This is a genomic window from Exiguobacterium sp. s56 (assembly GCF_018618255.1).
Lineage (GTDB): Bacteria > Bacillota > Bacilli > Exiguobacteriales > Exiguobacteriaceae > Exiguobacterium > Exiguobacterium chiriqhucha.
This window is the reverse complement of the sequence record NZ_JACSLR010000003.1, coordinates 152,859-170,188: the sequence shown is the minus strand read 5'-3', so window position 1 is coordinate 170,188 and position 17,330 is coordinate 152,859. Positions and strand designations below refer to the sequence as shown.

Annotated in this window: 22 protein-coding genes and 1 pseudogene; 15 read left to right on the top strand and 8 right to left on the bottom strand. The window is 52.3% G+C overall.

The genetic code is table 11. The features are described 5' to 3' along the window. The first annotated feature begins 86 nt into the window (after window positions 1-86). The 3 genes from KNP71_RS05055 (at window position 87) to KNP71_RS05045 (ending at window position 4,681) form a co-directional block, all read left to right on the top strand. A complete protein-coding gene (locus KNP71_RS05055; RefSeq protein ID WP_214830162.1) occupies window positions 87-1,910 on the top strand; it encodes a methyl-accepting chemotaxis protein in 1,824 nt (607 codons plus the stop codon). Between the two features lie 193 nt (window positions 1,911-2,103). Next, window positions 2,104-3,810, top strand: coding sequence for a methyl-accepting chemotaxis protein (locus KNP71_RS05050; protein WP_214830160.1), 1,707 nt, complete (start codon window positions 2,104-2,106; stop codon window positions 3,808-3,810). A gap of 124 nt (window positions 3,811-3,934) precedes the next feature. Beyond that, window positions 3,935-4,681 (top strand): SDR family NAD(P)-dependent oxidoreductase, encoded by a 747-nt coding sequence (locus KNP71_RS05045; protein ID WP_214830158.1) that lies wholly within the window; start codon window positions 3,935-3,937, stop codon window positions 4,679-4,681. A gap of 71 nt (window positions 4,682-4,752) precedes the next feature. Here the strand turns inward: KNP71_RS05045 and KNP71_RS05040 are convergent, their stop codons facing one another. After that, window positions 4,753-5,637 carry a tetratricopeptide repeat protein gene (locus KNP71_RS05040; protein WP_021066381.1) on the bottom strand — a complete coding sequence of 295 codons (885 nt, stop codon included), beginning with the start codon at window positions 5,635-5,637 and terminating at the stop codon, window positions 4,753-4,755. A gap of 125 nt (window positions 5,638-5,762) precedes the next feature. On the opposite strand from KNP71_RS05040, the gene KNP71_RS05035 reads away from it, so the two are divergent. Further along, window positions 5,763-5,990, top strand: a complete 228-nt coding sequence (locus KNP71_RS05035) for a DUF3221 domain-containing protein (protein ID WP_131471775.1) — start codon at window positions 5,763-5,765, stop codon at window positions 5,988-5,990. Window positions 5,991-6,009: 19 nt separating this feature from the next. Further along, a complete protein-coding gene (locus KNP71_RS05030; RefSeq protein ID WP_165569432.1) occupies window positions 6,010-6,174 on the top strand; it encodes a hypothetical protein in 165 nt (54 codons plus the stop codon). Between the two features lie 13 nt (window positions 6,175-6,187). Here KNP71_RS05030 and KNP71_RS05025 read toward each other — a convergent pair whose 3' ends face one another. Next, a complete protein-coding gene (locus tag KNP71_RS05025; RefSeq protein WP_214830156.1) occupies window positions 6,188-7,429 on the bottom strand; it encodes a S1 family peptidase in 1,242 nt (413 codons plus the stop codon). Between the two features lie 270 nt (window positions 7,430-7,699). On the opposite strand from KNP71_RS05025, the gene KNP71_RS05020 reads away from it, so the two are divergent. The 9 genes and pseudogenes from KNP71_RS05020 (at window position 7,700) to KNP71_RS04980 (ending at window position 13,336) form a co-directional block, all read left to right on the top strand. Then, window positions 7,700-8,260, top strand: coding sequence for an AAA family ATPase (locus KNP71_RS05020; protein ID WP_131471779.1), 561 nt, complete (start codon window positions 7,700-7,702; stop codon window positions 8,258-8,260). 351 nt (window positions 8,261-8,611) lie between these two features. Next, entirely contained in the window at window positions 8,612-8,896 is a 285-nt protein-coding gene (locus tag KNP71_RS05015; RefSeq protein ID WP_214830154.1) for a hypothetical protein, read from the top strand. Between the two features lie 168 nt (window positions 8,897-9,064). Then, window positions 9,065-9,742, top strand: a complete 678-nt coding sequence (locus KNP71_RS05010; RefSeq protein WP_214830152.1) for a hypothetical protein — start codon at window positions 9,065-9,067, stop codon at window positions 9,740-9,742. Window positions 9,743-10,483: 741 nt separating this feature from the next. Continuing rightward, window positions 10,484-10,600, top strand: a pseudogene (locus KNP71_RS05005) (UTRA domain-containing protein); the annotation flags it as partial. 135 nt (window positions 10,601-10,735) lie between these two features. After that, complete coding sequence (locus KNP71_RS05000; protein ID WP_058764442.1) at window positions 10,736-10,954, top strand: DUF6440 family protein; 219 nt, start codon at window positions 10,736-10,738, stop codon at window positions 10,952-10,954. Then, complete coding sequence (locus KNP71_RS04995) at window positions 10,954-11,487, top strand: GNAT family N-acetyltransferase (RefSeq protein WP_214830233.1); 534 nt, start codon at window positions 10,954-10,956, stop codon at window positions 11,485-11,487. Before KNP71_RS05000 ends, KNP71_RS04995 begins: the two co-directional genes overlap by 1 nt. A gap of 15 nt (window positions 11,488-11,502) precedes the next feature. Then, the gene (locus tag KNP71_RS04990; RefSeq protein ID WP_214830151.1) at window positions 11,503-12,207 is read left to right on the top strand and encodes an ABC transporter ATP-binding protein; all 705 of its coding nucleotides are present in this window, start codon (window positions 11,503-11,505) and stop codon (window positions 12,205-12,207) included. After that, window positions 12,204-12,977, top strand: coding sequence for an ABC transporter permease (locus KNP71_RS04985; RefSeq protein WP_214751501.1), 774 nt, complete (start codon window positions 12,204-12,206; stop codon window positions 12,975-12,977). The genes KNP71_RS04990 and KNP71_RS04985 overlap by 4 nt, the downstream gene beginning before the upstream one ends. Continuing rightward, on the top strand, window positions 12,974-13,336 hold the full coding sequence (locus KNP71_RS04980) for a VOC family protein (protein WP_214796858.1): 363 nt from the start codon (window positions 12,974-12,976) through the stop codon (window positions 13,334-13,336). The genes KNP71_RS04985 and KNP71_RS04980 overlap by 4 nt, the downstream gene beginning before the upstream one ends. Before the next feature lie 35 nt (window positions 13,337-13,371). Here the strand turns inward: KNP71_RS04980 and KNP71_RS04975 are convergent, their stop codons facing one another. The 5 genes from KNP71_RS04975 to KNP71_RS04955 form a co-directional block, all read right to left on the bottom strand. Then, window positions 13,372-13,881: a hypothetical protein gene (locus KNP71_RS04975; RefSeq protein ID WP_214830149.1), complete on the bottom strand. Its 510-nt coding sequence runs from the start codon at window positions 13,879-13,881 to the stop codon at window positions 13,372-13,374. A 135-nt stretch (window positions 13,882-14,016) separates the two neighbouring features. Beyond that, a complete protein-coding gene (locus KNP71_RS04970; protein WP_214801004.1) occupies window positions 14,017-14,364 on the bottom strand; it encodes a nuclear transport factor 2 family protein in 348 nt (115 codons plus the stop codon). Further along, complete coding sequence (locus tag KNP71_RS04965) at window positions 14,354-14,695, bottom strand: DMT family transporter (RefSeq protein WP_214801007.1); 342 nt, start codon at window positions 14,693-14,695, stop codon at window positions 14,354-14,356. Before KNP71_RS04965 ends, KNP71_RS04970 begins: the two co-directional genes overlap by 11 nt. An 11-nt stretch (window positions 14,696-14,706) precedes the next feature. After that, the gene (locus KNP71_RS04960; protein ID WP_214710875.1) at window positions 14,707-15,015 is read right to left on the bottom strand and encodes a DMT family transporter; all 309 of its coding nucleotides are present in this window, start codon (window positions 15,013-15,015) and stop codon (window positions 14,707-14,709) included. A gap of 1 nt (window position 15,016) precedes the next feature. Further along, window positions 15,017-15,544: a TetR/AcrR family transcriptional regulator gene (locus KNP71_RS04955; protein ID WP_131471800.1), complete on the bottom strand. Its 528-nt coding sequence runs from the start codon at window positions 15,542-15,544 to the stop codon at window positions 15,017-15,019. 108 nt (window positions 15,545-15,652) lie between these two features. On the opposite strand from KNP71_RS04955, the gene KNP71_RS15995 reads away from it, so the two are divergent. Continuing rightward, window positions 15,653-16,063, top strand: coding sequence for a zinc dependent phospholipase C family protein (locus tag KNP71_RS15995; protein ID WP_353049135.1), 411 nt, complete (start codon window positions 15,653-15,655; stop codon window positions 16,061-16,063). Here KNP71_RS15995 and tnpB read toward each other — a convergent pair. Beyond that, window positions 16,002-17,174: an IS200/IS605 family element RNA-guided endonuclease TnpB gene (tnpB, locus tag KNP71_RS04945; RefSeq protein ID WP_214830146.1), complete on the bottom strand. Its 1,173-nt coding sequence runs from the start codon at window positions 17,172-17,174 to the stop codon at window positions 16,002-16,004. The genes KNP71_RS15995 and tnpB overlap by 62 nt on opposite strands. Window positions 17,175-17,330 lie beyond the last annotated feature (156 nt).

The following is a 17,330-nucleotide window of genomic DNA, read 5'->3' as shown; positions in this document are numbered from 1 at the left end:
TTTTTTATTTTGGTCAATCCCCTTTAGATTCCTCGACGTCAAGACGATATAGGAAGAAACGTTGCATGCGAGAGGGGAATATACATATGTCAGTGAAACAGAAGTGGACAGCGTTACGGAACGGGTTAAACGTCCGGCGCTTTCAATGGAAACCGAAACGACGAAAGCCAAGCACGCGTGAAGAAAAACGAGTGACCGGAACGAACCTGACCATCCGTCAAAAGCTATGGGGACTCGTCATTCTCGCGCTCCTCATGGTCGCAGGTGTCGGTGGCTACTCGCTCTTGTCGCTCGCCGATGCGAATCGTCAAGGCGATGACATCGTCAACAACTGGAACAAAGGGCTCGACTACGCCCACGAGTTGAACACGCTCGCGGCGAACTATCGTGCGCTCGAGCTCGAACACATCGTGACGGATGACGCGGCCGCGAAAGAAGAATTGATGACCGCGATGAAAGAGATTCGGAAACGCATCAATGAGATTGCCCCGAAATATGAACAGACGGTGACGGGTGAGACGGACAAGGAGTTGTTCGCCAACTTCAGCAAGCAATGGGAGATGTATCAACGCGTGTCGGATAACATGCTGATTTTCAGCACGTCCGGCAACAACGGTATGGCTCGCTCGTATTATGACGCCCAGTCCCAATCGACATACGATAACTTCACGCAACGCCTGACCGAGCTCGTCGACTACAACTCGGAAGGTTCACAACGTGTCGGCGCCGACATGGAACGTGAGTTTCAACAGTCGCTCATCGCACTACTTGCGGTGACGATCGGTGCGGTCGTACTCCTGTTGTTCCTCGGACTGAGCTTATTGCGTTCGATCATCAAACCGATGCGGGTGCTCCAAGAGAAGTTTGACGAGTTGGCCTCACAAGGCGGCGACTTGACGATGGCCATCCCGGTCACATCAAACGACGAAATCGCGCAAGTGAGCCGCTCGTTCAACACGTTCCTCGCGACGCTACGCGACATCATGATCGACGTCGACAAGACGGCAAAAGTCGTCCTCGTCTCGTCAAAAGAAGTGGCGACGGAAGTGACCGAACTGAGTCGTTATATGGAAGAGACGTCAGGCACGGTCGAAGAATTGACGGCCGGTATGGAAGAGACGGCCGCGTCGTCGCAAGAGATGAGCGCGTCGACGGTCGAGATGGGCGGATCCATCGATACAATCGTCGACCTCTCGAACGACAGCGCCAAGACAGCGAGCGATGTCGAGCGTCGGGCCCATGCCATGCGTGAACAAGCCGTCGCATCGAAGACGGAAGCGAACGCCATCATCGAACAGAAACGCATCGAGCTCGACGAGGCGATTAAAGGGGCGCAGTCGGTCGAACAGATCCGTGTCTTGACGAAAGCCATTCTCACCATTGCCGACCAGACGAACTTGCTCGCCTTGAACGCATCGATCGAGGCGGCCCGGGCCGGGGATGCCGGGCGCGGCTTCGCCGTCGTCGCCTCGGAGATTCGTAAGCTCGCCGAGAACTCGCGCCAGACGGTGAACGAGATTCAAGCGGTATCCACGACGGTCATCGACTCGGTCGCCCGGCTCAACACGAGCTCGGCCGATATGTTGACGTTCCTCGATACGAAAGTGCTCGCCGATTACGACCGGCTCGAGGAGTCGGCCACGCAATATGAAGCGGATGCGACCGTATTCGGGGAGACGGCACAGACGTTCGAGACGAACGCGCTCCAACTTCGCCATATGACCGACAGCATCCTCCACGTCATCCAAGAAGTCGCGACGACCGTGACGGAAGGGGCGGACGGGACGCAGTCGATTTCGGAGAAAGTCCAACTGTCCGTCGAGCGGTTCAACGACGTCCAAACTCGGATGCAGGAGACCGAGCAACGTGCGGTCGAACTTTCGAATCGCGTGTCACAGTTCAAGTTATGAAGCTAGATCGCAGCCATGATGGGCTGTGGTCTTTTTTTGTGACAATAAATGGAACATGAGACTCGTAAATAAGGTCAATCCATTAAATTAATTGGAAACAAATGTGGAAAACCGTTTGCACAAACCGATAGAAATCATGTGATCCCAAAATTTGATAGAAATAGAGGTGTGAGAGGACGAGTTCCTCGAGAAGATGAAAAAAAGGCTAAATCAACTCACATTGACGCAGAAACTGTTTGGCGGGATCGGAATGATTCTTTTACTCGTCGTAATCGGGATGGGTTACAATCTGATGGCGCTGAACGATGCGACGAGCCGATATGAAGAAATGATTTCATCAGATGTCATGCGGATGAAGGCGGCCGATGAATTATCGTTAGGGATGGTCCGTCAGGCGTATGGCCTGCGTGGTTATATTCTTGAACAAGAGCCGGCCCGGCTTGAAGCAGAGCAGCAAGGGTCAGAAGAGAAAAAAGAAGCAATCAATGCCTTGTTAGAACTTTCGCCTTCGACAGAAGAGACGAAAGAACTAGAGAACTTGATGTCATACGCATTAGGTTACGATGACTTAGCACAACAGTTGATTCAAGCAATCGACGCGGATGATCAAGAGACAGCGGACCGACTCGCGCTCCGGTTGTTGCCGGATGTGACGGCATCAATCATTGAGTCAGGAGAGACGATGCAAGCCGAATCGGAAGCCGCGATGTTGGCGAAGCAAGCGCAGCTTGAGAGTCGAGGTCAAAGTGCATTGATATACTCTGCAGTGATCGCCGTCATCATTTTCGTACTCACGCTCGGCGCCGGCTACTTCCTCCAACGCATGGTCACGGTCCCGCTTCGCCAACTATCGGACGAGGTCGGCATCGTCGCCGACGGTGATTTGACACGCGCTGACCTTCAAGCGCTCACGCGCGATGAAATCGGCGAGTTGATGCTTGGCTTCAACCAGATGAAAGGCAATCTCCGCGAACTCATCGACGAAGTGAGCCGGAACGCCCAAGAGATCACGGCGCAGTCGGAAGAACTGTACGCGAGTACGGAAGAGATGTCTTCGCAGACAGAAGAGACGACGCGGATGATTGAACAAGTCGTCGGAGAGACGGTCAACCAGGCAGGGGCCGCCTCGAAGAGCGGGCAAGCAGTCGCGGCCGCCGATGAAGGTGTCGAACGGATTGCCATCTCGATCGGGACGATCAGCCAAGACGTCCAGACGAGTCTGAAGCTCGCCGAACGCGGGGAACAGACGATTCAACAAGCGAAACAAGAAGTGCTCGCCCTCGAATCGGAGACGGTCGTGACCGGTCAATCAATCACGGCGTTGAAACAACAGTCAGATGAGATTGCCCTCATTACCGAGGTCATCCAGTCGATCACCGACCAGACGAACCTGCTCGCCTTGAACGCGGCCATCGAAGCGGCCCGGGCCGGGGAGCAAGGGAAAGGCTTCGCCGTCGTCGCCGAAGAAGTGCGGAAGCTCGCGGAACAGTCGAAACAATCGGCTTCCCAAATCGCCGGCTTAATCGAATCGATTCAAGTGCAGTCGAACGCGGTGCTCGAGCGTCACGCCATCAGCGCCCGTCGCGTCGAGACGAACACGGCGTTGCTCGAAGAAGCGACGGCCTCTTTCCAACAAATCGTCGGGCAATTGCACGCCTCGGTCGAGAACACGGAACAGATTCGGGTCGCCTCAAGCGAGATTGCGATCACGACGAAACAAGTCGCGACAGCGGCGATTCATATGGCGAGTGACAGTGAAGGCACGGCCGAGACGATGCGCAGCGTCGGAGAGACGGCCGACGCCCAGCTCGCGATGATTCAAGAGTTGAACGGTGTCGCCGAGTCGCTCGGCAATATGACCGGTGACTTACAGACGCTCATTGGGCGCTTCCAAACATAAGATGAACCGTCCTTTCCTGTTCAGGGGAGGACGGTTTTTGCGTGTTGTCAGGATTGACGAGAGGGTGTTTCGGGAATTGCGGGAGAGAGACAACATCTCGACTACAGTGAAAAGGGGACACATCATGAAATATACCGTCATCACTGGAGCAAGTTCAGGCATTGGCTATGAAGCGGCGAAATTGCTCGCCAAGCAAGGGAAGTCACTCGTGCTCGTGGCACGCCGCCACGACGAGCTCGAGAAGTTACGAAGTGAGATTAAGACGATCGCGCCGAAGAGCGATGTCATCATCAAGGCGAAAGACTTGTCGTACAGCGAGAACGTATACGGGCTGTATGAGTCGCTCGCCGATCTCGATATCGAGACGTGGATTAACAACGCCGGGTTCGGCGACTCGAATCTCGTGAAGGACGTCGAGGTCGGAAAAATCGAGAACATGATCCGTTTGAACGTCGAGGCGTTGACGGTGCTGTCGAGCCTGTACGTCCGGGACTATCACAATGTCGAAGGGGCGACACTGTTGAACGTCGCCTCGGTCGTCGGGTATCATATCGCCAAAAAAGGCGTCACGTATAGCGCGTCGAAATTCTTCGTCAGTGCGTATACGGAAGGGCTTGCTCGTGAACTGATGAACGATGGGGACAAACTGCGGGCGAAAGTGCTCGCGCCGGCTGCGACGGAGACGGGCTTTGCGAACCGTGCCCGTGAAGAGGACGACTTTGACTATAGTCAAAACGTCGAGAAGTATCATACGGCCGAAGAGATGGCTGAGTTTTTAGTCCAATTGCTCGAGAGTGATCAAGTCGTCGGAATCGTCAACCACGAGGATTACTCGTTCGAGTTGCGCGGACCGATTCATCCGTATATGTGATCAAGTCAAATAAGAAACAAACAGGGGTCCCGTCACCACATGTTGGTGACGGGACCCCTGTTCATATTCAATCAAGACGAGCGCATCGAATCCCCGTAGCCTCCGGTCAACCGGTGCGTGAGCCGGTGATACCAATAGCGGAGACGCAAACGGTATACATACAGTTTCGACGTGTTCGGCAAGACGACGTTGTCGATATAATCGGCGAACATGGCGCGGAACATGTGGTCCTCACTGTCGTCATACGTCGCACTCCACATGCCGTGCTCTTCGACCTCGAGCAACATCGCGATTGTCTCGTCATCGAGCTGATGGTTGTCTTCCGGCAACCGTTTGACGAGCATCTCGACCCGATGGCTGCAGATGGACGCATAAAGCGAGTGGGCGCGAGGGTTGCGCGGGTTAGCGTTCAAGTATCCGATGGCCACCTTGAGGAGCTCATCGTTCATCTCGAGTGGAATCTCATCATATACTTGGAAGAATTCGAGCAACATCGGCACAGTCTCTTCGTTGAATCCGGCGAGTCGGACGTAATGCATCAAGTGGAGACCAGCCTCCCCATAAAACTTACGATTGAAGTAATGGACGGCGATGGTGCGTTGGACGATCGGCACGTTCGGATAGCGTTCGACGGCCCGAAGGAAATGCTGCTCGGCCTCGAACAAGAAATTCGTATCGTCGCTCAAGATGCCATGGAGACAGTGGATCATGTAATGGTCGCCTTTTGCGCTCGCGGCTTCGAGCACGTCACGGGCCCGGCCGAACTCGCCTTCACGGATGAGCGGATACGCCCGCATTGCCGGAAAGAACGGGTCGTCTGGAAAGTTCGTCTCGCCGCGGACGACGAGCGATTCGATTGCTTCGGCGTTATAGTCGTCAATCATTTCTTCAAGGAGCATCATCTCGAGGAAGGTGCGTTGAAAGTCTGGATGGTGTAAATCGATGGTGTGTTTCATGAAGGTCCCTCCCGGCGTAAATGAGTGTTGCTTCATTATACCGAGCATTCGGACGGACGAGTAGAGTTATTTCAAAAAATGGGAAAAGAATAGGGAAGGATTTCCGAGGAAATGGAGGGATGGAGATGGTCACGTTCACGGGTTATATTGTCGAGCTCGAACCGACGCGGATGCGGGTCGCGCCGAATCTAGATGCCGAGCCGTTCGATGGTATCGTGTTTCACTGGGAAGAGCCGCTTCGAGAGGATGAGACACCGCTCGCCGTCGGGCAACAGGTGCGCGTCGAGCACGATGAGAAGATGACCCGCTCGCTGCCGCCACAGGCGACGGCGCATCGAATTGATGTGCTATGATGAGACCGAGGTGAAACAAATGGGACAGTCGAATTTTTTGTGGATGGGTGTCGTCATCGCCATCAGTGCGCTGATTGTCTGGTTGTTGCAGGACGTGATGCCATTTTGGATGTTGTCGATTATTCTGCTCCTATTCGGGGCCGCGGTCGGCAACTTGCAGCGACGCTCTCGAAATGACACGTAAAAAAAGCACGTCATCATTCCGATGGCGTGCTTTCTTCATCTTCAGTTTCAACTGCAGCCGGCTCGTCTGTGGCTTCTTCGGTCGTGTCATCGGCGACCGGTTTCTCCTTGACGACGGGCGGCGTCTCTTTCTTGTCAGGTTTAGCGGTGGCTTTCGGCTTGTCTTGTTTCTTGACCGGTGCCGCCTCCGCTTCTTTTTCTTGAACTGCCGGCTGTTCCGGCTCGACCGGTTCGGCCGGTTCGGTCACGGGGACGTCAGGCTCGGTCGGTTGCTCCGTGACGGGAGGGGCCTCCGATTCTTCAGCAGGTTGTTCCGGTTCGGCCGTAGGCTCTTCCTCGACCGGTGCCGGTTCTTCAACTGGAGGCTCGGTCGGTTCCGGTGTGTCTGGTGCTGCCTCGGCTTCCGGTGCTGGTGTCGGTTCGGGCGCGGGTTCCGGTTCAGGAGCCGGAGCTGGTTCGACCGGGTCCTCACGTTTCGGTACCGGTGTAATCGGTGCGACCGGTGCGAGTTCAGCGGCCGGGGCACTGCGTTTTGTCGTCGGTGGCGGGGCCGGTGTATCCGACTCGAGAAACGACAGTACGTCTTGTTCGAACAAGGCGACCGGGAGCGTATTCGTCACCAAGTGAAGGCCGAGCACTCGTCCATTGGCCGTGACGATCGGGCTGCCGATGGCGCGGTTCGGTAAATCGAATTCGCGGCGATAGCTGTCTTCTTCGAACGTGATCGTTCCTTCAATCTGTTCGTCCGGTGCGAGTGTCAACACCGATTCGTCTGGTCCGACAATCGCGTGACTGAACGAGAACGGGGTCGCTTTTACTTTTTCGATGCGGATGACGGCGATGGCGTCAGTCCGGCCGATGACCGTTCCATTCACCGTCTTGTCCCCATGTTTCATCGTGACGCGGGTGATGCCGGCGACGTTATGGGCCGCCGTCAATACATCTTGCGGGCTAATCAGAAACCCGGTACCCGTGCCGACGGTATAGAGGCTATCTTGCAACGTCTCGAGGTCGACGGTGGTGGCACCATCGGCTGAGACCGTGTCTTTCGTGACGTTCAAATCGACTTTGTCGGCGAGTGAATCACTCGAGCGCGGGCTGTCGGTAAGATAGGCGTTCGTTAAAAACGAGACGAATGCGATGAGTGCAATGACGATGGGGACAGCAATCCATTTCAAGCGACGCGGGCGATGGCCACACGTCGGACAAATAGTGGTTTTCGAGCGGGTCTTCGCTCCGCAGCGTGGACAAGTCACGGGATGACACCTTCCTTCATACACATAGATGATATGCCTATTCCTCAAATGAGGATGGGGTAAACAATAATTGACCAGGTTTAGAAAGAGAAATGGGGAATTGGATGATGGGTACTTTCTTGAGATGACTAGGATGACTCTAAATTTATGAATATGAGGTGAATTCCCTTGATTATGAGATGTAGCCATTGCGGATATGAACAAGTTCCTATTGGACGAGTCGAGCGATATGATATGGTATTGAAAATGACAGTAGGGATGGGATTAGACATGAAGTTCGTCGTATTATTTGGTCCACAAGCCGTCGGCAAAATGACGGTCGGGCAAGAACTCGCCAGTATTACCGACTTAAAGCTGTTCCATAACCATATGACGATTGATCTCGTCAGTCCGTTCTTCAGTTACGGGACACCGGAAGGGCGTCGGCTCGTCCAGCTGTTCCGCCATGAGCTGTTCGGCGCGGTCGCGAAAAGTGATTTGGACGGGATGATCTTCACGTTCGTCTGGGCGTTCGATTTAGAAGAGGACTGGGCGTATATCAAACAAGTGACCGACCTGTTCGAGTCGAACGGGGCCGACATCTATTATGTCGAGCTCGAAGCGGACATCGAAGAGCGCCTCATTCGCAACCAAACGGAGAACCGGTTGACCCATAAGCCGACGAAGCGGGACATCGCCTGGTCGGAAGGTGAGTTGAAGCAGACGGCGACGCTATACCGATTGAACTCACAGGACGGGGAACTCGACGTCGACAACTACTTGCGCATCAACAACACATATCTCGATGCGGCGACGGTCGCCGAACGAATCAAACAACATTTCCAGCTATGACGAAAACGAGTCTATTAGGAAAGACGAGTGAGAATCATTGCCATGAATAGAATGATTTTCACTTTTCTTTCTTTTTTTCGGCTTAACCTCAAAAAATCTCTTTTTATCAAAAAACGGCGAAACTACGCCTGTTTCTAAGCGGTTTGGACGAGGACCCGGCGTAAGTGGGTAATGAATCGCCACGACCTTTTTTGGGTATAAATACCTAGAAAGTGTAGATGTGGGTAGTTCAATGCAATTACCGAATTTAAGACTAGGCAGTTTGCTATTCTAATGGTGATAGGAATGGATTAAACACATATTCATGAATTAGGATTCGATTGTTATTTATAAAAAAGAGGAGGGTTCACGTTGACATATTTTGTTGTGGAATTTCCAACGATATCAGAAATATATAAAAATAATGTGTTAAATAACCGTTTCGAAATTGGGCGTAACATCTACAACAGCCTTGCCAATATAACCCTCAAGCGTTACAAGGAAATGATTAAAACCCAACGTTATCGACAGGCACTAGAGCTGCATAAGACTAATAAACGTGAAGCGAATGAAGCCTTTAAAGAATTGTGTGAGGAATATCGTCTTTCAGAATATGAGTTCCACAAAGATGTTAAGCCTATGCAACATCACTTTTAAAAAAATATCGACTCCAACACTTCTCAGAAGATTGCTACTCGATTATGGAAAGCTTTTGATGAGTTATTGTATGGTAATGGGAAACAAATTCACTTCAAGAAATTCGGTGAATGTAATTCCTTAGAAGGAAAGACGAATAAAGCAGGCATCCGATACAAGGATGGGTATTTGTTATGGAATGGTTTATCACTTCAAGTCATTTGTGATCAAAACAATTCTTACGAACTCGAGGCTTTTCAAAATGATATTGCTTATTGCAGGGTTGTGAGAAAGTGGGTTTGTAAAAAGTATAAATTTTATGTCCAAATTGTTTTTAAAGGGATACCGCCAGCTAAACGGAATAAAGAAACGGGACACTTCAAACGAACTACTGGTTCGGGTGACGTTGGATTAGACATTGGTCTGAGCACACTTGCAATTGTCAGTGAGAAAAAAGTGAAACTGCTGGTGTTGGCCGATCGAGTCCGTTCTTTTGAAGGTGAAAAACGGCTGCTTCTACGGAAAATGAATCGTTCCAGACGTGCAATGAACCCGTCATATTTCAATCCCGATGGAACCGTTAAGTCTATTCGGAACAAAGAATGGCAAAAATCCAAGCATTACTTATCCTATCAAGGAAAACTTCGAGAAATCTATCGAAAACAGGCAGCAGTTCGCAAATATCAACACGAATGTCTGGCAAACGAAATTGTCACAATGGGTGATAAAATTTATGTTGAGACCATGAATTTTTTAGATTTAGCAAAACGGAAAAAAACACTACTGTTAATGAACGAACCGACAGTTTCATTAAAAAGAAGCGCTTCGGCAAGTCTATTGCCAACAGATCGCCGGCTATGTTGTTAGAAATCATCAATCGCAAACTACAATACCATGGAAACTCCCTAATCAAAATTCATACCCATTTGGCAAAAGCAAGTCAGTATAATCATTTGAATAAAACCTTTACGAAAAAAGAATTATCACAACGGTGGAATGATTTTAACGGCGTCCAAGTCCAAAGAGACTTGTATTCGGCCTTCCTAATCATGAGTATTAATGATGATTTACAGACTTACAATGAAGAGAAATGTATCAGCCGTTTTGAAGAATTCCTTTCGAAACATCACATTGAGATTAAACGTTGTAAAAAAAATGAATATTATCTAATAAGTAATAACAGGATGTTGACATGCGTCCTATGCCATCACAAAACCCTGCTCAGAGGTTTGATGGTGAAAGTCTAATGGAAAAGGGTTAGTCTCCTATACTTTCGAGTGTCGTTGGAAGCCCTTGTACTTTAGACCCTTACCACCTAGTGGTTAGAGTGTCAGAATAAAGGAAGAAGGATTCTATAAATCTACGGCAGGATGTCACAAGAGAGAATTTTAGATAGTAATTCCAAAAAAAGTATTGTCTAGAATCAGTAGCAAATATTATGCAGAGACGAGAAAATTTCTAAGAGTATGAGTTGTGAGAGTAATTTGGTGTCAGTCGGACGGCTTAACAAGTGCACTCAATCAGATGACGGCGAAGGGTACTCGTCCCTCAGTGAGGACTTGGCGCGTTTGATATTTAGGGAAAAACCGACAGATATAATCGTATACACCGTGTTTCTATATCGAGACGGTGACCGAGGACGCCTCGGGACGTACGATTGAATATTCACGGTCCTACTTTAGAGGGGATAAGACGAGCTTCGTCATCGAGCGAAGCTATTCATGAACACGCCACAATCGGGCGTGTTTTTTTGTATGGATTAAAGGGGTTTCGCATCCGGCAGTCATGGATACGTCTCATCCATTCATTGAAACGAGAAGATATGTTGCGTACAGTTAGAAGTAGAAAGGTGGGGGTAGGATGTTATTCAAAAAGAAAATAGCAGAAGAAGCGGCAGGATCGAAACGGTTTCACGTCAAGTTGACGGAACAACTGCCGGAACTTGGACAAATCACCATCCTCGTCGATACGGACACCGGCGTGAACTATATCCAGACGTGGGTCGGGACAGGTGGAGGCATCACTCCGCTACTCGATGCGAATGGTGATGTTGTGGTCGAGGAAGGGTACCGATCGTGATGTCACTCAGCACCAATCGGCTGACGTTACGGCGGGTGACAGCGGACGATGCGCCACACCTGTTGGCATATTTATCGAAACCTGAGGTCGTCCGCCATATGGGACTCGACCCGTTCACGTCGTTAGAGGATGCGTTAGAAGAGATTGCCTGGTACGATTCGATTCTCGAGGAAGGGACAGGTGTCCGCTGGGGAATCACGTTGACCGGGCAAGACGAGGTCATCGGCAGTTGCGGATTTTTGAACGTGTCAGCGAAGCACCAGCGAGCCGAAATCGGGTTTGAGCTCAGCTCGAATCATTGGGGAAGAGGCATTGCCGGTGAGGCGCTCCGCGCGGTCATTCGTCATGGGTTCACACAACTCGGGTTCCATCGTATCGAGGCGCTCGTCGAGCCGGCGAATAACGCGTCACAACAGCTACTCGAGCGGGTCGGATTTACGCGAGAAGGGTTGCTGCGGGGGTATGAGTTCACACGTGGTAAGTACGACGATTTGTATATGTATTCATTGCTTGAGACAGACAGCATGACATGATGGGAGGCGACGCCGATGCAGATTATCGAATTCAAAAACGTGAGTCATGGAGACATTTTACATAATGTGACCGGTTATTTTCGGGAAGGGCGGATCACGACGTTCGTCGGCCCGAGTGGTGCCGGCAAGACGACGTGCCTGAAGCACATCAACGGCCTGTTATCACCGGGCGCCGGCGCGATTTATTTCAAAGGGGAGAATATCGATTCAATCGACGTCATCGAGCTACGCCAACGAATCGGCATGGCGTTCCAAAGCGCGCCGATGATTGACGGGACGGTGTACGACAACATGAACCTGCCGAAAGCCATCTTCGGTGAGACGCTCGAACGGGAGCGGGCGGCCGACCTGTTGCAGAAAGTCGACTTAGGCGGCATCTCGCTCGACCAACCGATCAAGACGTTGTCGGGCGGGGAACGGAGTCGTGTCGCCATTGCCCGGACGCTCGTCAACAAACCGGACGTGCTGTTATTGGACGAGATTACGGCGAGCCTCGACTATCGGACTGTTAAAGAGATTGAGCGGTTGATTGTGAGACTGCAAAAAGACTTCGGGGTCACTGTCGTCTGGATCACGCACGACTTGGATCAGGCCCGGCGAGTCAGTGATGACATGTGGTTCTTGCGGAACGGGGAATTGATTGAATTCGGCGACGCGACGTTCATCGACGAGTCCGACAACCCGATGATTGGTCGTTTCGTGAGGGGGGAAGAGCTATGACGTTCATCGAACTGATGACCTCATTGATTTTTGTCGCCATCCCGCTCGGTTTGGCCCTGTTCTTAAAACTCGGGCTCGAACGCGACATCTTGATCGCGACGGTGCGGTCGATTGTTCAGTTGCTCATCATCGGCTACATTTTGACGTTCGTCTTCGAGAGCGACAGCCCGGTGTTCATGTTGCTCATGATTCTCTTGATGATTGGGGCGGCGACGCAGAACATTATCAAGAAAGGGGACGGCATCCCTGGCATCACATGGATGATTCTGCTCACGCTCGTCACGGTCGAGACGTTGACGATGGGCCTCATGCTCGGACTCGGCATCATCCCGTTCGAGCCGGAGAAAGTCATCCCAATCAGCGGCATGGTCATCGGGAACTGTATGGTGTTGTCGCTCCTGTTCTTGAACAAGTTCAAAGACGAGGTCGAGCGGAGCGATGAAGTGATTGAACTCATCTTGTCGTTCGGTGGCACACCGAAAGCGGCGATTGAGCGCAGTTTGAAGAGCGCCATCCGCACGAGCATGATCCCGACGGTCGAGGCGCAGAAGACGATGGGTCTCGTCCAACTCCCGGGTATGATGAGCGGTCTCATCATCGGCGGGGCCGACCCGATGGAGGCCGTGTTGTATCAATTGCTCATCTTGTTCCTCATCTTGACGACCGCGTCGATCTCGGCGGTCATGGTCGGCTATCTGGCGTACCCGCGCCTGTTCAACCAAAAACTTCAGTTCGTCGGGTTGACGTATCGAAAGGGGAAAACGACATGATTCAAGGCATCCATCACGTGCAAATCACGATCCCGAAAGGCGAGGAAGCCCGTGCCCGTTCGTTTTATTGCGGCGTGCTCGGTCTTCCAGAAATCGAGAAACCGGCGTCGCTTCAAGGGCGGGGCGGGTTTTGGCTCGAGGTCGGCGACCGTAGCGTCCACGTCGGCACCGAGGACGGGTTTGACCGGCTGTCGACGAAAGGACATGTCGCCTATGCTGTGACCGATTTAGCGGAATGGGGACAGAAACTTGAGGCGGAAGGCATCGAGCGGCTCACGGGCATCCCGATTCCCGGATTCGACCGGTTCGAGTTCCGCGACCCGTTCGGCAATCGAGTCGAGATGATTCAAGCCATCTAAACGGAGAGTGCCCACAGTGGGTGCTCTTTTTTCGTTCAAGAGATGCCGAACAGTTCGATGACAGCTTTCCAATTGGAGGGATAGGCGTTGCTGCCACTATGCTGGTGCAACAGTTTGCCGTGACGGTTCACAGTGAAGTTCCATTGTGTCCCGTCCATCGTGAAGTACCCTTTTTCCTCGAATACTTCAGGCCAGCGATGTGAGACGAGCGACACGAATCGCTCATGGACGCGGAAAGCATCTGTTTCGTTGTACCAACCGGAACGGGGAATCGCCGTGCTTAAGTCGAACTCTTCACGCCAGATGACTTCTCGTTTGACCGCGCCATCTTCAAAAAACGTGATGGTGGACTCGTTATGGACGCCGAAGCCGCCGACCGTGAACGTGACGGTGATGGTTGGTCGTTTTTTACGGATGGCATCGAGCGGGATGGTCGGCTCGAACGTCAATTTCGCTTCCCGGGATGCCTTGATGGCCAGCTGTTCGTCTACGGAACGCCTCGGACGTACGGATTGAAGCCATTGCTTTTTTGTTTGTTGATCCATGTTCATCATCCTTTCATCTCATCGGATGGGTTGATTATAAGCAAAATGAACATGATGGGTGTGTACAAAAATGAATCAGGTACGACGAAAGGGAGTGTCGATTGGGACACTCCCTTTTTAGGTGACGATTTAGTTTCAAGAAGGCGGAACGATTGTCCCTTGATGGAAACGCATCTTCCATTGGCCATCAACGTTCACCCAAATCGAACTGCGCAAGGCGATGCGTCCGGTGGAGTGGTCTTCGGTCCGATACGTGGCCAGGACGACGTCGTCTTGAACGGTCTCCAGTGAGAAGTCGGATAGGGTGATTTGAATCTCGCCGAGGTCCATCGTGGCGGCAGATGCCGTCCGATATAACATGCGTCCGGAACTGCCGATTTCAAAAAAATCATCCGTGAGTAGACGGCGCAAATGCTCAGACGATGTGCGCACGTCGGTCGTCAGTAATGCCCGTTCCTGTTGTTCGATTAAGTCAGCCAGCATGTGGTTGCTCCTCCCGTTTTCCAAGATTCATGACGATGACGCCGAGCACGATGACAGTCAGGCCGATGCTGTTCAACGTCGACAGCACTTCCCCGTACACGAACACCCCAATCAGCCCGGTCGCGACCGTGCCGAGCCCGGCCCAGACGCTATAGGCAATGCTGAGCGGAATGGTCTTCAAGACGATGCCCATCAACGTGAACGAGATGGCGAAGCTGATTAAGAGAACGAGACTCGGGAACAGATTGGTAAATCCGTCCGACAGCTTCAACATCGACGTCCCGAGCACCTCGAACGCAATCGATACGAGTAAGATTCCATAGGATTTCATGATTTCCCTCCTCATAGTTTCATCAAGACGAGCCCGATGATGACAAGCCCGATGCCCATGACGGTCTGAATCCGGACTTGTTCCTTGAAGACGAGGAAGCCGATCAGCGCCGTCGCCGCCGTGCCGACCCCGCTCCAAAACGCATAGGCGAAACTGAGCGGGATGGAAAGAAGGGCGAGCGACAACAAGTAAAAAGCAGTCACGTAACCGAAGGCGACACCAAGGACGGGCAGGCGGCTCGTTGTCGTCGCATTCAGCTTCAACATGCTCGAACCGAACAGTTCAGAGACGATGGCACCGACGAGATAGACGAAGCCCATGTTACGATTCTCCTTTTGACAGCGCGTCGCACTTTTGTCGGATGATGCGGGCAGCCCGATCTTTGAACGCAGCGCTATAGCCATATGTCAACGCGAACCAAAACCCGTCACAGAGCAGTCGAAGCTCGAGCACGCGATCAGCGTCAGGACCATCCGCGGCGAACTGTTTATCCCAACGTTTGGCGGCGTCGTTCCAAAGCTTTCCGCTCGCATCTTCTTGTGATGAGATGAAGACGGCAATCAAGTCGGCATCACCATCGCTATAATCGAGCGTCGCGAGGGCGTAGGCGCATGTGAACGGATAAGGACCATCTAACCCGGTTTGATGATGGACGATCCGATTTTCAAATTCATCGAGCGCCATTCTATTCATCTGCTGCAACAGGTTGGCCTTGCTTTCAAAGTGGTATAAGACGCCACCTTTCGTGATACCGGCGCGTTTGGCTAAGTGGTCCATCGACAGTTGTTGAATGCCCTCGGTTTGAATGATTTGTGCGGCGGTCCGCAGTAACAATTGTTTTTTACTCATGTGTGTCCTCCTCACTATACTGAACGGTCAGTATAGTGAGCGTATCAGACTAGAGTTGGGTTGTCGAGATGAATACATGAATGGGATAATTAGGAAAAGGGGGGAGAGATGATGGGTTCACATTTGATGCATCTCGTCATCGGGAATGAGGTGTCGGCGCATTTGACAGATGTCGATCGCACGGCTTTTTTGTTGGGAAATCTTGCGCCCGATGCGACGACGTCTAAACAAAACACCCATTATTACGCGGGACGGCATGAGGATATGACAAGAGGGCTCGACCTTGATCAATATTGGGTGGACAGTGCGGACGAGAATCAATCGTTCCGCCTCGGCTATTATTGCCATCTCGTCGCGGACGAGATTTGGTTGCAGGGTTTTTTTGAACTACCTCCACCTACGCTTCGCTTGGAGGTGGAGGATTCCTGGGTGATCCGGTCTGACGACCGGAACCTGATCAGGCTAGCCCCGTCGTCCCGACGGTTGAGGAGGCCAGGATGCGCTCGGCCTCGCGTTTGAGGTTCAGTCCTGCGTTCACATCGCGGTCGTGATGGGTCCCGCAACCCGGGCATGTCCACTCGCGCAGACCGAGATGCTTCACGTCCTTGTGTTGATGGCCGCAACTCGAACAGAGCTGGCTCGAGGCGAACGTTTTCCCGACCTTCACGACGGTCTTGTCGTACCAGTCCGCCTTGTATGCGAGCATGCGGAAGAACGCCGACCAACTGACGTCAGAGATGGACTTGCTCAACTTGCGGTCCTGCTGCATGTGCTTCACCTGCAGGGTCTCGATGCCGATGACGTCGTGGCTTTTGACGATCTCGGTCGACACCTTGTGCAGGAAGTCGGTGCGCTTGTTGGTGATCTTCTCATGGATGCGGGCGACCTTCCGCTTCTGCTTCTGGTAGTTCTTGGCCTCGGACAGCTTGATGTTCCGGTTCAGGGCGATGAGCCGACGCCGCGACAGCTTGCGTTGCTCGCGCGCCAGCCTCTTCTCGAGCGAACGGAAGTAGCGGTCGTTTTGGTACACCGTGCCGTCGGACAGGACGGCGAAATGCTTCAGGCCGACGTCGACGCCGACCGAGGAGCCGGTCTTCGGCAGCTCGTCGACCTCCTGCTCGACGCACAGGGAGACGAAATACTTGCCCGTCGCGTTCCGGCGGATCGTGGCGTTCAAGATGCGGCCCTCGACCTTCCTCGAGTTGGCGAACCGGACCCACTTCAGCTTCGGGAGTTTGAGCTTGTTCCCGACAATCGACACCTCAGGAAGTTGAGACTTGCCTTGGATGTTGGTCTTGTAGGATTGGACCGGGTTCCGCTTCGACTTGAACCGGGGCCGTCCGTTCTGCCTCTTGAAGAAGCGGTCGTACGCCTCGGCCAGGTGCTTGACGCTCGCTTGGACAGAGGTGCTATCGACCTCCCTCAGCCAGTCGAACTCTTGCTTCAAGGCAGGGATTTTTTTCGAACAGGAACCGTAGGACAGTCCTTCTCCTGTCGCCTCGTAGGTCTCTTCCCACTTCGCTAGAAAATGGTTGAAGACGAAGCGGGAACAGCCGATCGTCTTGGCGATCAGGATCTCCTGCTCCGTTGTCGGGTAGATCCGGAATTTATACGCTTTGTGCTTCAACATGATGTTCGCCTCCCTTAGGTATTTATACCCAAAAGAGAGGGTGGCGATTCATCTCCCACTTTCACTGGGGCTTCGCCCGCCACGTTTAGAAGTGGGAGTATTCTCGCCTAATTTTGATAAAAGCTGGCTAAAACAAGTCATCACGCAACGTCCAGA

Excerpts from the sequence above, each read along its gene's own strand:
- KNP71_RS04960 (WP_214710875.1), bottom strand. The coding sequence starts at position 15,015 with ATGGGCTTCGTCTATCTCGTCGGTGCCATCGTCTCTGAACTGTTCGGT.
- KNP71_RS04970 (WP_214801004.1), bottom strand. The coding sequence starts at position 14,364 with ATGCTGGCTGACTTAATCGAACAACAGGAACGGGCATTACTGACGACC.
- tnpB (WP_214830146.1), bottom strand. The coding sequence starts at position 17,174 with ATGTTGAAGCACAAAGCGTATAAATTCCGGATCTACCCGACAACGGAG.
- KNP71_RS05020 (WP_131471779.1), top strand. The coding sequence starts at position 7,700 with ATGAAGTTCGTCGTATTATTTGGTCCACAAGCCGTCGGCAAAATGACG.
- KNP71_RS04985 (WP_214751501.1), top strand. The coding sequence starts at position 12,204 with ATGACGTTCATCGAACTGATGACCTCATTGATTTTTGTCGCCATCCCG.
- KNP71_RS05035 (WP_131471775.1), top strand. The coding sequence starts at position 5,763 with ATGGTCACGTTCACGGGTTATATTGTCGAGCTCGAACCGACGCGGATG.
- KNP71_RS05000 (WP_058764442.1), top strand. The coding sequence starts at position 10,736 with ATGTTATTCAAAAAGAAAATAGCAGAAGAAGCGGCAGGATCGAAACGG.
- KNP71_RS05040 (WP_021066381.1), bottom strand. The coding sequence starts at position 5,637 with ATGAAACACACCATCGATTTACACCATCCAGACTTTCAACGCACCTTC.
- KNP71_RS04965 (WP_214801007.1), bottom strand. The coding sequence starts at position 14,695 with ATGAAATCCTATGGAATCTTACTCGTATCGATTGCGTTCGAGGTGCTC.
- KNP71_RS05045 (WP_214830158.1), top strand. The coding sequence starts at position 3,935 with ATGAAATATACCGTCATCACTGGAGCAAGTTCAGGCATTGGCTATGAA.
- KNP71_RS04995 (WP_214830233.1), top strand. The coding sequence starts at position 10,954 with ATGTCACTCAGCACCAATCGGCTGACGTTACGGCGGGTGACAGCGGAC.
- KNP71_RS05055 (WP_214830162.1), top strand. The coding sequence starts at position 87 with ATGTCAGTGAAACAGAAGTGGACAGCGTTACGGAACGGGTTAAACGTC.
- KNP71_RS04975 (WP_214830149.1), bottom strand. The coding sequence starts at position 13,881 with ATGGATCAACAAACAAAAAAGCAATGGCTTCAATCCGTACGTCCGAGG.
- KNP71_RS04980 (WP_214796858.1), top strand. The coding sequence starts at position 12,974 with ATGATTCAAGGCATCCATCACGTGCAAATCACGATCCCGAAAGGCGAG.
- KNP71_RS05050 (WP_214830160.1), top strand. The coding sequence starts at position 2,104 with ATGAAAAAAAGGCTAAATCAACTCACATTGACGCAGAAACTGTTTGGC.
- KNP71_RS05030 (WP_165569432.1), top strand. The coding sequence starts at position 6,010 with ATGGGACAGTCGAATTTTTTGTGGATGGGTGTCGTCATCGCCATCAGT.
- KNP71_RS15995 (WP_353049135.1), top strand. The coding sequence starts at position 15,653 with ATGATGGGTTCACATTTGATGCATCTCGTCATCGGGAATGAGGTGTCG.
- KNP71_RS04955 (WP_131471800.1), bottom strand. The coding sequence starts at position 15,544 with ATGAGTAAAAAACAATTGTTACTGCGGACCGCCGCACAAATCATTCAA.
- KNP71_RS04990 (WP_214830151.1), top strand. The coding sequence starts at position 11,503 with ATGCAGATTATCGAATTCAAAAACGTGAGTCATGGAGACATTTTACAT.